12 protein-coding genes are annotated in these 13,533 nt (G+C 67.5%); 9 read left to right on the top strand and 3 right to left on the bottom strand.

Features of this window, described 5'->3' with window-relative positions:
- Nucleotides 1–13: 13 nt before the first annotated feature.
- From ACMGEZ_RS28585 to flgL, 6 genes are all read left to right on the top strand, one after another.
- Nucleotides 14–541 (top strand): chemotaxis protein CheW, encoded by a 528-nt coding sequence (locus ACMGEZ_RS28585; protein WP_436825657.1) that lies wholly within the window; start codon nucleotides 14–16, stop codon nucleotides 539–541.
- A complete protein-coding gene (locus ACMGEZ_RS28580) occupies nucleotides 538–2,097 on the top strand; it encodes a methyl-accepting chemotaxis protein (RefSeq protein ID WP_436825656.1) in 1,560 nt (519 codons plus the stop codon). The genes ACMGEZ_RS28585 and ACMGEZ_RS28580 overlap by 4 nt, the downstream gene beginning before the upstream one ends.
- Nucleotides 2,098–2,122: 25 nt before the next feature.
- Entirely contained in the window at nucleotides 2,123–3,892 is a 1,770-nt protein-coding gene (locus tag ACMGEZ_RS28575; protein WP_436825655.1) for a methyl-accepting chemotaxis protein, read from the top strand.
- 91 nt (nucleotides 3,893–3,983) lie between these two features.
- The gene (locus tag ACMGEZ_RS28570) at nucleotides 3,984–5,561 is read left to right on the top strand and encodes a methyl-accepting chemotaxis protein (protein WP_436825654.1); all 1,578 of its coding nucleotides are present in this window, start codon (nucleotides 3,984–3,986) and stop codon (nucleotides 5,559–5,561) included.
- Between the two features lie 115 nt (nucleotides 5,562–5,676).
- Nucleotides 5,677–7,635, top strand: coding sequence for a flagellar hook-associated protein FlgK (flgK, locus tag ACMGEZ_RS28565; RefSeq protein ID WP_436825653.1), 1,959 nt, complete (start codon nucleotides 5,677–5,679; stop codon nucleotides 7,633–7,635).
- A 38-nt stretch (nucleotides 7,636–7,673) separates the two neighbouring features.
- Nucleotides 7,674–8,885, top strand: a complete 1,212-nt coding sequence (gene flgL / locus ACMGEZ_RS28560) for a flagellar hook-associated protein FlgL (protein ID WP_436825652.1) — start codon at nucleotides 7,674–7,676, stop codon at nucleotides 8,883–8,885.
- Between the two features lie 89 nt (nucleotides 8,886–8,974).
- Here flgL and ACMGEZ_RS28555 read toward each other — a convergent pair whose 3' ends face one another.
- The gene (locus ACMGEZ_RS28555) at nucleotides 8,975–10,237 is read right to left on the bottom strand and encodes a putative Na+/H+ antiporter (protein ID WP_436825651.1); all 1,263 of its coding nucleotides are present in this window, start codon (nucleotides 10,235–10,237) and stop codon (nucleotides 8,975–8,977) included.
- A gap of 129 nt (nucleotides 10,238–10,366) precedes the next feature.
- The gene (locus ACMGEZ_RS28550) at nucleotides 10,367–10,960 is read right to left on the bottom strand and encodes a c-type cytochrome (protein ID WP_436825650.1); all 594 of its coding nucleotides are present in this window, start codon (nucleotides 10,958–10,960) and stop codon (nucleotides 10,367–10,369) included.
- Nucleotides 10,961–11,157: 197 nt separating this feature from the next.
- On the opposite strand from ACMGEZ_RS28550, the gene ACMGEZ_RS28545 reads away from it, so the two are divergent.
- Nucleotides 11,158–11,640: an Rrf2 family transcriptional regulator gene (locus ACMGEZ_RS28545; RefSeq protein ID WP_436825649.1), complete on the top strand. Its 483-nt coding sequence runs from the start codon at nucleotides 11,158–11,160 to the stop codon at nucleotides 11,638–11,640.
- On the top strand, nucleotides 11,627–12,523 hold the full coding sequence (locus ACMGEZ_RS28540; protein WP_436825648.1) for an NAD(P)/FAD-dependent oxidoreductase: 897 nt from the start codon (nucleotides 11,627–11,629) through the stop codon (nucleotides 12,521–12,523). The genes ACMGEZ_RS28545 and ACMGEZ_RS28540 overlap by 14 nt, the downstream gene beginning before the upstream one ends.
- A gap of 39 nt (nucleotides 12,524–12,562) precedes the next feature.
- Here the strand turns inward: ACMGEZ_RS28540 and ACMGEZ_RS28535 are convergent, their stop codons facing one another.
- On the bottom strand, nucleotides 12,563–13,135 hold the full coding sequence (locus ACMGEZ_RS28535; RefSeq protein ID WP_436825647.1) for a hypothetical protein: 573 nt from the start codon (nucleotides 13,133–13,135) through the stop codon (nucleotides 12,563–12,565).
- An 88-nt stretch (nucleotides 13,136–13,223) separates the two neighbouring features.
- On the opposite strand from ACMGEZ_RS28535, the gene ACMGEZ_RS28530 reads away from it, so the two are divergent.
- Nucleotides 13,224–13,533 (top strand): hypothetical protein (locus ACMGEZ_RS28530; protein ID WP_436825646.1); only part of this gene is annotated, 310 nt, incomplete at its 3' end.

Below are 13,533 nucleotides of genomic sequence, written 5' to 3'. Positions count from 1 at the left end.
GAGAGACCCAGACATGTCGAGCACAAGCATCGAATCCCCCAGGCACGCCGCCCACGGCGCATCCTCCTCCGCCGCAGCCGGCACCCGCCCGCTGGAGTTCCTGGCCTTCACGCTGGGCGAAGAGGAATACGGCATCGACATCCAGAAGGTGCAGGAGCTGCGCGGCTACGACGCGGTGACGCGCATCGCCAACGCGCCGGAATTCATCAAGGGGGTGGTGAATCTGCGCGGGATCATCGTTCCGATCATCGACATGCGCATCAAGTTCGCGCTGGGCACGCCGACGTACGACCAGTTCACGGTGGTGATCGTGCTGAACATCGGCGGGCGCGTGGTGGGGATGGTGGTGGACAGCGTGTCGGATGTGATCACGCTGAGCGCGGAGCAGATCAAGCCAGCGCCGGAGATGGGTTCGGCGCTGGACACGGACTACCTGATCGGGCTGGGCACGCTGGAAGAGCGGATGCTGATCCTGGTGGACATCGACCGCCTGATGTCCAGCGAAGAGATGGGCCTGGTGGAAAGGGAAGAATTGAGATGAAGAACTGGAAGATTGGTACCCGCCTGGGCTTCGGCTTCGCGGCGATGCTGCTGTTGCTGGCCGTCATCTCGGCCATCGGCACCCTGCGCCTGCAGAGCGTGGGCAATGCTGCCGACGACATGGTGCGCGGCGCGCTGGTCAAGGAGCGGTTGGCGAGCGAATGGGCCAAGCTGCTCGGGCCCGCGATCGTGCAGACCTTCGCGATGGTGAAGGCCACCGAGCCCGCGACCGAGGCGTATTTCGCCAAGGCGCGGCTCGAGACCTCGCAGCGCATCAACCCGGTGCAGAAGCAGCTCGAGGCGCTGCTGAGCATGCCGCAGGAGAAGAAGCTCTATGCCCAGGTGGCCGATGCGCGCAAGGTCGTGCTCGACACGCTGGCCGAGATCGTCAAGCTCAAGACTGCCGGCGATGCCGCGGGCGCGAACCAGCTGGCCGACACCCGTTTCGCCGCCGCGCTCAAGGTCTACGAGGAGGCCGTGGACAGGATCGCGGCGCACGAGCGCGAGCAGATCGATGCGGTCGCTGCAGGTATCGCGAAGGACAACCAGAGCGGCCGGGTGCTGATGGTGGTGCTGTCGGCGGCGGCCCTGGCGCTCGGCGTCCTGTGCGCATGGCTGACCGCGCGCAGCATCACGCGCCCGCTCGGCGAAGCCGTCAAGGTTGCCGAGACCGTGGCAAGCGGCGACCTCAGCGCCCGCATCAAGGTGGAATCGCGCGACGAGACCGGCCAGCTCATGAACGCATTGCGCAACATGAACGCGAGCCTGGCGCGGGTGGTGGGGGAAGTGCGCAATGGAACCGACACCATTGCCACCGCGTCGGGGCAGATCGCTTCGGGCAACCACGACCTGTCCTCGCGCACCGAGGAACAGGCGAGCTCGCTGCAGCAGACCGCGGCGTCGATGGAAGAGCTGACCTCCACCGTCAAGCAGAACGCCGACAACGCGCGGCAGGCCAATCAACTCGCGCTGTCTGCTTCCGAAGTGGCGGTCAAGGGTGGCGATGTGGTCGGCCAGGTGGTGAGCACCATGGCCTCGATCCACGCCTCGTCGAAGAAGATCGTCGACATCATCGGCGTCATCGACGGCATCGCCTTCCAGACCAACATCCTGGCCTTGAATGCCGCGGTGGAAGCGGCACGCGCCGGCGAGCAGGGCCGCGGCTTCGCGGTGGTGGCCTCCGAAGTGCGCAACCTCGCGCAGCGCTCCGCTGCCGCAGCGAAAGAAATCAAGGGCCTGATCGACGACTCGGTGGGCAAGGTCGACGCCGGCACGGCGCTGGTGGGCGAAGCGGGCAAGACGATGGAAGAGATCGTGGGCAGCATCCGCCGCGTGACCGACATCGTGGGCGAGATCAGCGCGGCGAGCCACGAGCAGACCCAGGGCATCGAGCAGATCAACCAGGCGATCACGCAGATGGACCAGGTGACGCAGCAGAACGCGGCGCTGGTGGAAGAGGCCGCCGCCGCGGCGCAGTCGATGCAGGAACAGGCCGGCAGCCTGGTGCAGGCCGTGAGCGTGTTCAGGCTGAAGGCCGCAGAGCCCAGCCTTGCCTGACTTTTTTCATTACCGGATTAGCATGATGAAGTTTCTTTCCAACCTCCGCATCGGTACGCGGCTGGCGCTGGGCTTCGGCCTGGTGCTGGCGCTGACGGTGATCGCCTCCACGGTCGCGCTGGTCAGCGCCAAGAAGAACGCCGAGGCCACCCGCCAGATGATGGAGAGTCCTCTGGCCAAGGAGCGGCTGATCTCCGACTGGTACGTGCTGACCTACTCGGCCATCGCGCGCACCGCGATGATCGCCAAGACGACGGACGCCTCGCTACCCGTCACCTTCGCCGATGTCATCTCCGACAGCGTGAAGAAGGGCGGCGAGACCATGGCCAAGGTCGAGGCCCTGCTGGTGACCGACGAGGAGAAGGCCACCTTCAAGTCCATCGTCGAGCTGCGCGCCAAGTACCAGGCGGCCAAGGACGCGGTTCAGAAGGCCAAGGCCAGCGGCAACGCGGAAGAGACCGAGACGGTGTTCAGGGACGTCTTCCAGCCCGCCGCCAAGGCCTACGAGAGCCGGGTGCTGTCGCTGCTGGCGTTGGAGCGCCAGGCCATCGACGACATGAGCCGCGCCATCGACGCGGCGAACGCGAGCGGCTTCAACCTGCGATTCATCATGGCCGCGCTCACGCTGCTGGTCGGGGGCGCCTGTTCCTTCCTGATCGCGCGCAGCATCACCAGGCCGCTGGGCCACGCCATCCAGGTGGCGGAGACCGTGGCCGGCGGTGACCTCAGCGCCCGCATCGAAGTGCAGTCGCGCGACGAGACCGGGCAGCTCATGCATGCGCTCAAGAACATGAACGAAAGCCTGGCGCGCGTGGTGGGCCAGGTGCGCGCCGGCACCGACACCATCGCGACCGCCTCGGGCCAGATCGCTGCGGGCAACCACGATCTGTCCTCGCGCACGGAAGAGCAGGCCAGCTCGCTTGAAGAGACCGCGGCGTCGATGGAGGAGCTGACTTCCACCGTCAAGCAGAACGCCGACAACGCGCGGCAGGCCAATCAGCTCGCGCTCTCGGCCTCGGAAGTGGCGGTCAAGGGCGGCAGCGTGGTCTCGCAGGTGGTGGGCACCATGGGGTCGATCAATGCCTCGTCCAGGAAGATCGTCGACATCATCGGCGTGATCGACGGCATCGCGTTCCAGACCAACATCCTCGCGCTCAATGCGGCGGTGGAAGCCGCGCGCGCCGGCGAGCAGGGCCGCGGCTTCGCGGTGGTGGCCTCGGAGGTGCGCAACCTGGCGCAGCGCTCGGCGGCTGCGGCGAAGGAGATCAAGGCCCTGATCGACGACTCGGTGGACAAGGTCGAGGAGGGCAGCAGGCAGGTGGCCGAAGCGGGCCGCACCATGGAAGAGATCGTCGACAGCGTCAAGCGCGTGACCGACATCATGGGCGAGATCACCTCCGCCAGCCAGGAGCAGACCCAGGGCATCGAGCAGGTCAACCAGGCCATCAGCCAGATGGACCAGGTGACGCAGCAGAACGCGGCGCTGGTGGAGGAAGCCTCGGCCGCGGCGCAGTCCATGCAGGAGCAGGCCTCCAGCCTGGTCGAGGCAGTGCGCGTGTTCAAGCTCGGCCACGACGAGACGGCGGCCGTGGTGCTGGCCCAGGTCCAGGCCAGGAGCCGCACGGCCGCTCCCAAGGCGAACAGCACCGTAGCCGCAGGCGAAGGTACGCCGGTGAGCCGCACGGTCCTGGCGAAGCGCGCCGCGCCGGCCATCAAGGGCCCGGCAGCCGCCCCAGCCAAGGCGCTCCCGCAGCCCGCGAGCGCGGCACCGGCCGGCGACTGGACGGAGTTCTAGCGTGACGAGTCGGCGGCACTCAATTTCGGGCCCGGCCCGCCGATAAACCCTGGGTCCGGCCCGCATTCATGGGCCCACGAAGGAAAAGAAAATGCAGTGGTTCCAAGAGCTTCGTGTCAGCGTCAAGCTGATCCTCGCCTTCCTGGTGGTCGCGGCGCTGGGCGCCGTGGTCAGCGTGCTCGGCATCTTTCACATGAGCCGGATCAACGCATCGACCGGAACGCTCTACAACCATGAGATGCGCACGCTCGAGGCGGCGCAGGCGGCCAACATCCACCTGCTGTATGCCAGCCGCGCGCAGATGAGCCTGCTGTCGGCCTCCACCAAGGGCGAGCGCAATGCAGCCATCGCCGAGCTCAAGAAGGCCGCCGCCGACCTGGGCGAGCGCATGGCCCAGATCAAGCCGGTGCTGCTCGAGAGCGAGGCGGGCACCAAGCTCCACGAGCGCTACGAGGCACTGGTGCAGCCGCTGCGCAAGCGCATGGGCGAGTTCATCGAGCTGATCTCCAAGCAGTCGCTGGACAGCTCGCAGTTCGACGGCCGCGTGGCCGAGGAGAGCACGCAGCTGCTGAAGGATTCGCGCGCGGTCGAGGAAGTGCTCGACCAGATGGTGAAGCATGCCGACGGCATGGCCAAGGCGAGCATGGAGAGTGCCGAGGGCACCTTCAAGACCTCGCGCCTGCTGATGCTGGCCATGGCGCTGGTGGGCCTGGTTGCGAGCGTGGGGCTGGGCGTGGTGGTGGCCCGCCTGCTGTCGCGCCAGCTCGGCGGCGAGCCGGCCTATGCGGCCGACGTGGTGGGCCGCATCGCGGATGGCGATCTCACGGTGGGCGTGGAGGCGGACACGGCCGGCCAGGGCAGCGTGCTGCACTCGATCAAGCAGATGCAGGACCAGCTGACCGACGTGGTGGTCAGGATCAAGCATTCGAGCGACGCCATCGCCACGGCATCCGGCGAGATCGCTTCGGGCAACCAGGATCTTTCATCGCGTACCGAGGAACAGGCGAGTTCGCTGCAGCAGACCGCGGCATCGATGGAAGAGCTGACCTCCACCGTCAAGCAGAACGCGGACAACGCGCGGCAGGCGAATCAGCTCGCGCTGTCTGCTTCCGAGGTGGCGGTCAAGGGCGGCAGCGTGGTCAACCAGGTGGTGGACACCATGGCCTCGATCCACGCCTCGTCGAAGAAGATCGTCGACATCATCGGCGTCATCGACGGCATCGCCTTCCAGACCAACATTCTCGCGCTCAATGCCGCGGTGGAAGCGGCACGCGCCGGCGAGCAGGGCCGCGGCTTCGCGGTGGTGGCCTCCGAAGTGCGCAACCTCGCGCAGCGCTCCGCTGCCGCAGCGAAAGAAATCAAGGGCCTGATCGACGACTCGGTGGGCAAGGTCGACGCCGGCACGGCGCTGGTGGGCGAAGCGGGCAAGACGATGGAAGAGATCGTGGGCAGCATCCGCCGCGTGACCGACATCGTGGGCGAGATCAGCGCGGCGAGCCACGAGCAGACCCAGGGCATCGAGCAGATCAACCAGGCGATCACCCAGATGGACCAGGTGACGCAGCAGAACGCGGCGCTGGTGGAAGAGGCCGCTGCCGCCGCGCAATCGATGCAGGAGCAGGCCGGCAGCCTGGTGCAGACCGTCAGCGTGTTCAGGCTCGCTGCCTGACATGAGGCTGCCCGGCTGCGCCTTCAGCTTCGGCCGCCGCTGCCGATAAACAGGAAACGGGCCGGCCGCCGCGCCGCGCCCACCTCCAGAACAGATATCCCTACAGGTAAGCCAAATGTCGATGTTCTATACCGGCCTGACGGGCCTGAGCGTGGCCCGCAGCGCGCTCATGACCACGGCCCACAACACGGCCAACGTCTACACCGCGGGCTACAGCCGCCAGACCTCGATGATCGCCACCAACGGCGCCATCGGCCTGGCCTCGGGCTTCGTCGGCACGGGCGCCCGCGTCACCACCGTGGCACGCAGCTACGACGCCTACCTCACCTCGCAGCTCAACGGCGCCGAGGCCTCGGGCGCCGCGCTCGCCAGCTACAACGCGCAGATCAGCCGCATCGACTCGCTGCTGGCCGACAAGACCTCCGGCCTCTCGCCGCTGATGCAAAGCTTCTTCGCCGGCGTGCAGGGCGTGGCCAACACGCCGGCCGACCCGGCGGCGCGCCAGCAGCTCATCAGCGCCGCGCACGCGCTCGCGAACAAGTTCCGCGCCACCGACCAGTACCTGAGCGATCTCAACACCTCGGTCAACGAACAGATCCAGGGCAGCGTGGGCGAGATCAACACCTACGCCAAGCAGATCGCCTCGCTCAACCACCGGATCGGCCAGATGAGCGCCGTGGCCGGCGGCCAGCCGCCCAACGACCTGCTGGACCAGCGCGACCAGCTGGTCAACCAGCTTGGCAAGCTGGTGAACGTGAAGGTGCTGGAACAGGACGGCGGCAAGTACAACGTCTTCATCGGCAACGGCCAGTCGCTGGTGCTGGGCGACCAGGCGATGTCGCTCAAGGCCGGCCCCTCGGCGGCCGACCCGACGCGCACGGCGCTGTCGCTGGTGGGCATCAACGGCACGGCCACGGAGCTCGCCGACAGCGTGTTCGGCGGCGGCTCCATCGGCGGGCTGATGGCCTTCCGCAACGAGACGCTCAGCACCTCGCAGAACGCCATCGGCCGCCTGGCCATGTCGCTCACCGACACCTTCAACGACCAGCACAAGCTCGGGGTCGACCTCAACGGCGTGCTGGGCACCGACTTCTTCTCGCAGGCCGCGCCCGGCGTGTTCACCAACGCCCACAACAACGGCGACATGGTGCTCGGCGCCAGCATCACCGACACCGCGCAGCTCAGCATCAGCGACTACTCGGTGGAGGTGAAGGACGTCGCGGGCGTGCTCAACTACTCGGTGACGCGCCTGACCGACAAGCAGGTGATCGGCACCTTCACCGCCTTCCCGATCAGCTTCGACGGAGTCAGCCTGAGCGTGGCCAGCGGCACGGCCCAGGCCGGCGACCGCTTCCTGGTGCAGCCCACGCGCACCGGCGCGCGCGACGTGGACGTGCTGGTGCTCGACACCGCCAAGGTGGCCGCGGCCTCGCCGCTGATCGCGGGCAACACTGCCGGCAACCAGGGCACCGGCGCGCTGGGCGCGCCCAGGGTCGATGCCGGCTATCTGGCCGCGCCGCTGACGGCGCCGGTGACCTTGAGCTTCGACGCCGCCACGGGAGAGCTGTCGGGCTTCCCGGCGGCTTCCGCGGTGACGGTGACCCTGGCCGACGGCACTTCGACCGTCTACGCCGCAGGCGACCCCGTGCCCTACACGGCCGGCGCGTCGATGAGCTTCGGCGGCATCACCGTCAAGATGACGGGCGCGCCCGCCGACGGCGACACCTTCACCATCAAGAACAACAGCGGCGGCGTCTCCGACGGCAGCAATGCGCTGCTGCTCGGCGCGCTGCAGAAGAAGGCCGTCATGGATGGCGGCACCTCGACCTTCGGCAGCGCCTTCGCGCAGCTGGTGAGCGCGGTGGGCAACCGGACCATGGAGATCCGCACGGCCGAGAAGACGCAGACCAGCGTGACGGAGCAGATCCGCGCCAGCCGCGATTCGATCTCGGGCGTGAACCAGGACGAGGAAACTGCCAACCTGCTGATGTACCAGCAGATGTACCAGGCGAACGCCAAGGTGATCCAGACCGCCTCGACCATGTTCGACGCCATCCTCGGCATCCGCAGCTGATAGCGGCGCGGGCCCCAAACCATCTTCCAGGAGTCGCGATGCGCATCAGCACCCAATCCTTCTACGCACGGAGCATGAACGACATCGGTTCGCAGCAGCAGCAGCTGTTCCGGATCCAGCAGCAGCTCGCCTCCGGGAGCAAGTTCCTGACGCCGGCCGACGATCCGGTGGCGTCGGCGCGTGCGCTCGGCGTCTCCGACACGCTCGCGCAGTCTTCGCAGTACGCGACCAGCCGCGACCGCGCGACCCTGTCGCTGTCGCGGGAGGAGGACGCGCTCAAGTCCGCCACCGAGATCCTGCAGAACGTCAAGACCCTGGTGGTGCAGGCCGGCAACGGCACCCTGTCCGATGCCGACCGCGCCTCGCTGGCCACCGCGATGCAGAGCAACCTCGACCAGCTGGTGAACGTGGCGAATGCCGACGACGGCAACGGGCAGTTCCTGTTCGCAGGCTACAAGAGCGCCAACCCGCCCTTCGTGGCGCAGGCCGGCGGCGGCGTGCAGTACATGGGCGACCAGGGGCAGCGCCTGATCCAGGTCGACGTTGCGCGGCAGATGTCGGCCGCCGACGATGGCCGCAGCGTGTTCCAGTCGGTGCAGGGCAGCGCGGGCTACGTCGCCAGCGCGAGCGCGGCCAACACCGGCTCGGGCGTGTTCGGCGGCGTCGGCGTGACCGAAGGCACGGCTGCGCTCTACGGCAAGGACTTCAACATCAGCTTCGCCGGCGGCAACTACACGGTGACGACCACCGACACGCCTCCCGTGGTGGCGGCCACCGGCGTCTACACGTCCGGCACGCCGATCGCCTTCGGTGGCGTTCAAGTGAGCATGAGCGGCACGCCGGCGGATGGCGACAGCTTCCAGGTCGCCACCGCGAAGAACGCGGGCACGGATGTCTTCGCGGCCATCGGCGACATGATCAGCGCGCTGCGCCAGCCGCTGGCCACCGGCGGCCCCGCGGCGCAGGCCCATCTGCAGAATGCGCTCTCCACCGCCAACGTGAAGATCACCAACGCGCACGACAACGTGCTGACCATCCGCTCCTCGGTCGGCTCGCGCCTGAACGAGATCGACGCCCTGGACAGCGCGGGCGGCTCGCGCGACCTGATCGACAAGAGCTATCTGTCCGATCTCCAGGACCTGGACCCGGCGGCAGCCATCTCGGAGTTCCTGCAGCGGCAGACCTCGCTGCAGGCGACGCAGCAGACCTTTGCCCGGCTGCATGGGATTTCGTTGTTCAACTACCTTTGAAGGGGCGCCGCAAGCGCACCTCATGGCTGACAACAGGTTGAGCCAGCTCGGCAAGGCCTGAGCGAAGGTGCGGACCCATCGTCAGCTCGTCACAGGAACAGCAACGCCGTTGCGGCAATTGCCGTAGGCCCCAGCGCTCCGAGCAACAGGCCGCCCGCCCCGATCGTTTCGTCCGCGAAGCCGCGCTTCAGCAACGCGACGCCGGCGGGGTTGGGGGCATTGGCGATCACCGTCAGGCCGCCGCCCGCCACCGCGCCGGCGACCAGCATGTACTTCGACTCGTCGGAGATGCCGACGATCAGCGAGCCGAGGTATGTCAGCGCCGCGTTGTCCGTGATGGCCGTGAGGCCGAGCGCGCCCAGGAACAATGCAACGGGCGCCAGGCTCGAGACGATGGGCTGAAGCCACCATTGCTGCATTCCCCCCAGCACCACCAGGCCGGCCAGAAAGAAGCCGACCAGCAGTGCCTCCTTGAGGATCAACGGGCTCTGGTGGCGTTCGTACGCCTGCGTGAACCCGAGGAACATGAGGAACAGGCCGAGAAAGACGACCGGATGGTGCGCGAACAGCACGACACCGGCGAGCAGGCCCAGGTGGACGGCCACGACGATCAACGGGACTGGGTCTTCGGGCGGCGTGTCGGCCTCGGCGGACGACGCAGGCAGAAGATGCTTGCGAAGCAGGAACGCGGCAATGGTGGCGTTCAATAGAACCGCGAGTGCCGCCTTCCAGCCGAAGTGGGCGAACATGAAGGCGCTGTCCCACTGCCAGGTAGCCGCGACCATGAGCACCGGAGGCGCGGCGTAGGAAGTGAGCGTGCCGCCGATCGAGATATTCACGAACAGCACGCCCAGCGCGAGATACTTGATGCGCTCGGGCATCTCCGGCCGAAAGATCTGCGGTGCAAGCATCAGCGCCGCGATGGTCATGGCAGCCGGCTCCGTGAGGAGCGAGCCCGCCAGCGGCACGACGGCCAGGCCGAGCCAGGCGGTGGCGAGCGGCGTCGGAAAGGGGGCAAGGCGTGCGCCGGCGTTCACGGACGCGATCACCGTATGCAAGACGGGCCTGGACGCGGCAATCACCATCACGACGAACACGAAGAGCGGCTCGGTGTAGTTGCGCGACTCCGCGTATTCCAGGGCGTTCGTCCCTCCCGACAAAAATGCCATCACCAGCACGAGCACGATGGCCCAGAAGCCGAAGACCACCTCGACTTCACCCAACAGATGGAACAAGCCGGCGTGGCGAGGGTAGCGGTGGGAAAGACGCTCGAACTGCTTGGCGGTGAAGGTGTGCAGCAGCGCAGCGGCAAAGATCGCTGCAGCGATCCATTGGATCGAACTAGGAGGCATGGGTTTGCGGTCGTGACGAAGCTGCGAGGCGGCCCGACCTTCGCAACGACCTGGAACGCCCGATCTGGCATGCCACCCAACGGACGATTCTAGTCACCTCGGCCCGAGCGGCGCTCGGGATGCGAGCGGCTACCGCAGCGAAGCGAAATGCGCTGCCAGCGACTCGATGTCGGCGTTGCTGAGCTCGGCAAGCAGCGGATCAGGCTTCGCGGAGCTTCCGTGCGACCGCGTGCCGGTGCGCATCAACTGCAACGACCAGGTGGTGTAACGCTCCTTTTGCCCGGCGAGCCGTGCCGCGCCGGCGTCCGTGCCCTTCAACGCCGGACCGTGGCAGCTGGCGCACCGCAAGCGATCGGCCAATGCGCGGCCGGCATCGCTGCCGGGCGCTTGCGCCGATGGTGGGGGCGCCAGTGCCGCGAAGTGTTCGGCGAGGTCGGCGACCTCCCGCTCGCTCAACTCCGCGGCGAGGTTCACCATCACCGGGGCAGTACGTTTGCGCTCGCGAAAGGCACGCCACTGCGCAATGAAGTAGGCCTTCGGCTGGCCTTCGAGCAGCGGTACCGTCGAGTGGATCGTTTCGGTGGACGAGTGGCAGGAGACGCAGCGTGCCGCGGAGAGCCGCGCGCCGGCTGCAGCATCGGCGGCTGCCGTGCCGTGGGTAACGGGCAGGCAGCCCATCAGTGCAGCGGCTGCAGCTGCCTGCCGAACACGATCAGCGATCACGTTGCATGCTCCCCAGTCGAGCCACCGGATGGTTGACGTTTGCATTTCAACGAAGGACGTCCGGAGCCTAAAGCAAGAATGACCAGTCACCAATAGTTGCGCCCAAGCCGCTCCCGCTGTGCGACCTTGAACGCGGCGACCCGGCATATTGACCCTTCAATCACACCGGGATGATTTCATGCAACTAGAATAGTTTCATGAAATCAAGCAGCCAGCTCTCCGACGTCCTGCACGTCCTCCTGCACCTGGCGCAGGCTGACGCTCCAGTCACCTCCGAAGTGCTCGCCTCCGCGATGAGCACCAACCCTGTCGTGCTTCGCCGGCTGATGGTCGGGCTGCGTGAGGCGGGTCTTGTCTCTTCCGGGAAAGGGCATGGCGGCGGCTGGGTGATGTCCGCGCCGGTGCAAAGCGTCACGTTGCGCGATGTGCACATGGCGCTTGGCGCACCCGCGCTGGTGTCGCTCGGGTTCCGGGAGGACCGGCCGGAGTGCCTGGTTGCGCAGGTGGTCAACGAGTCGCTGCAGGCCGCCATGCAGCAGGCCGAGGCCTTGCTGCTGACGCGCCTGGAAGGCATCACCCTGGCCGAGCTGCTGAAGGGTTTCGATCGCCGCCTCAAGACGCACCGCTCCGCGGCTGCGTCCTTTACCCATCGCCTGGAGGATCACCATGATCAAAACTGAATTCGCCGTCATCGGGGGCAGCTATGCAGGCCTGTCCGCCGCCTTGCAACTGGCCCGGGCGCGCCGGGACGTCACGGTGGTAGACGCCGGGCTGCGCCGCAACCGCTTCGTCGACGAGGCCGGCGGCACATCGCACGGCTTCCTGTCTCGCGACGGAGTGGCACCCGGTGCCATCGCGGCGGAAGCCCGGCGGCAGCTGCTGCGCTATCCCACCGTGCGATGGCTGGAAGGCACGGCGGAGGACGCCCGGCAGATCGACGGCGGACGCTTCGCCTTCCGCGTCGGCGAACGCACGGTGGAGGCGGCACGGCTGGTGTTGGCCACCGGTGTGCGGGACGAGCTGCCGGCAGTCCAGGGCCTGGCCGAGCGCTGGGGCCGCAGCGTCTTCCACTGCCCCTACTGCCATGGCTACGAGTTGGAGGCGGGCCCCATCGGCATCGTTGCGGCCTCGGAGATGGCACAACACCACGCGATCATGCTGCCCGACTGGGGAACGACTACCCTGTTCCTCAACGATGCCTACCGTCCGTCCGATGAGGACCTCGCCGCTTTCGCGCGGCGCGGCACGCGGGTGGAGGCGGCACGCATAGTGCGGATCGAAGGCGAGGCCGATGTGGTGCTGGCCGACGGCCGGACGCTTTCGATGAACGGCCTTTTGACCCAGCCGCGCACGCACCTCGGCAGCCCCGTCGCGGCCCAGCTGGGTTGTGCGCTGGTCGAGGGTCCGATGGGGACTCTCATTCAAGTGGATGCGATGCAGCAGACCTCGGTGCCCAATGTCTTCGCCTGTGGCGATGCCGCGAGGGCGGCCGGCAATGTGGCAATGGCTGTCGCGGACGGCGCCATGGCCGGAGTCGCCGCGCACCGTTCGACAATGTTCTGAATACGCGGGGTCGTGATGCTCGAGGAATGAGCGCAGCAACTACCTCGAGCCGTCGATGCGGATAAAGGCCCCCGTGTGCGCATCGAATATGCCGACGTCCAGGACGACGCCGGGACGGCGCTGGTCGTAAACCGAGACGTCGACATACTCGGGCTGCGCATCGGGTCGACGCACGAGCCACGCGCCCGTAGGTACTTTGCGGCTGAGAGAGCCGCAGCGACCGGGTGGCGGCTGGTGGCCTGGAGGGCGCCCCGGATACCAGATCCGGCATTCGCCGGGAGGCGGCAGATGTCCATCCGGGATGCGCAGACTGGAGTAGCCGTGCTCATGGAACCAGTTGCCGCGGCCTTCATGGCGCGAGCGCCTGTCCTTGTCTTCCTTGTATTCGTACTTGCCCCTGCGGTCCTTGTACTCGTGCTTGTCTTCCTTGTATTCGAACTTGCGGCCACCCTCCTTGTGTTCGTATTTGTGCTCGCCACGAGATTCGAAGCCTCGACCCTCGGCTCTTTCCTTGCCTCTGGACTCGTCCTTGTGCGGGTCCGCTTGAACCGACGTTGCGCCGAGAAAAAGAGCGGCAATGCTGGCAGCGCCAAGCGCCATGTGCAATTTCATGATGTCCTCTCTGTGCTGGCTCGCTGCCCACCCAAGGCGATCCGGCCGCGCATCGGCGAAGTCTAGCCAGGGTAGGTGGCCCGGCCCGGTGAAGAACGTCACCTTCCAGGGCCGCCGCCGCCACCGGGGCCGCCACCGCCACCGGGCCCACCGCCGCCCCCGCCACCGCCACCGGGGCCACCGCCACCGGGCCCACCGCCGCCACCGCCACCGCCACCGGGGCCGCCACCACCGGGGCCACCGCCGCCACCGCCAGGGCCACCACCGCCAGGGCCACCACCGCCAGGGCCACCACCGCCAGGGCCACCACCGCCAGGGCCACCACCGCCAGGGCCACCACCGCCAGGGCCACCACCGCCAGGGCCACCACCGCCAGGGCCACCACCGCCAGGGCCACC

It is taken from the genome of Variovorax stachyos (genome assembly GCF_051400855.1).
GTDB lineage: Bacteria > Pseudomonadota > Gammaproteobacteria > Burkholderiales > Burkholderiaceae_C > Variovorax.
Note: the sequence above shows the minus strand (reverse complement) of the source record. Positions and strands in the feature narration are given on the sequence as shown.